Annotated in this window: 1 pseudogene; it reads left to right on the top strand. The window is 56.9% G+C overall.

Features of this window, described 5'->3' with window-relative positions:
• Window positions 1–73: 73 nt before the first annotated feature.
• Window positions 74–1,018, top strand: a pseudogene (locus ACMV5I_RS29485) (transposase); the annotation flags it as partial.

Raw genomic sequence — 1,018 nt, 5'->3', positions numbered from 1 at the left:
CCCCCCATGTCAGGGTAGTTGTCGCCTGAACTGATTCAATCCATTGAACCTCAGGGGCGAGGAAACTAACCCGATGCAAACCTACTCTGCAGAACATAAAGAATCTCTGCTCAAACAGTTATTACCCCCAATTAATCGCTCTGTCTCTGAACTGGCAAAGCAGGAAGGGATCCCAGCAGGCACACTCTATACATGGCGCATCAATGCCAAACGGGGAAAGCAGACCCCTCCCACGTCTTCACTTCCTGCTGAACGTTGGTCCGCCGAAATCAAACTGGCCGTCGTGGTGGAAACCGCTTCTTTGTCTGCGGTGGAGTTGAGTGAATATTGTCGCACCAAAGGCGTGTATCCTGAGCAGATTACCCGCTGGCGACAGGCCTGCATCGCGGGCCACACCCAACAACAAGCGACCCTGATGACCGATCGTACCGAACTGAAAGAAGCCAAAAAATATATCAAAGAGCTGGAGCGTGAACTGCGGCGTAAAGATAAAGCCCTCGCCGAGGCCGCAGCCATCCTGGTGCTCAGAAAAAAGCTCTCTGCCTACTGGGAGCCAGACAACGAGGAGAACTGACCCCGTTGCCAGAACGGCAGAATATCCTCCACTGGTTTAACGACGCCGTCACCGCAGGGGCCCGCAAAACGGTGGCCTGCCGCGAGTTCGGGCTCAGGCTACGCACGCTGCAACGCTGGCAGTCTACCGATACGCTCGTCGCTGATGGCAGAACCACGGTGCTCAAACCGCCGCCCGCTAACGCGCTGAGTCCAGAGGAGCGGCAGACGATTATTGCCCTGTGCAACCGTGAGGAATATGCCTCCTTGCCACCTGGACAGATCGTTCCTCATCTGGCCGATAAGGGGGTCTACCTGGCATCGGAGTCGACCTTTTATCGGGTGCTGCACGCAGAAAACCAACTGCATCACCGTGGCCGCAGCCAAGCCCCGAAGAAACGGGCCCCGCCGACCAGCCACACGGCGTCGGCCCCGAATACGGTGTGGTCCTGGGATATCACTTATC

Origin of the sequence: Serratia sp. T13T92, assembly GCF_047530105.1 — a bacterium.
Taxonomy (GTDB): Bacteria; Pseudomonadota; Gammaproteobacteria; order Enterobacterales; family Enterobacteriaceae; genus Chania; species Chania fonticola.
The sequence above is the reverse complement of the archived record's forward strand: the minus strand, read 5'-3'. Positions and strand labels throughout refer to the sequence as shown.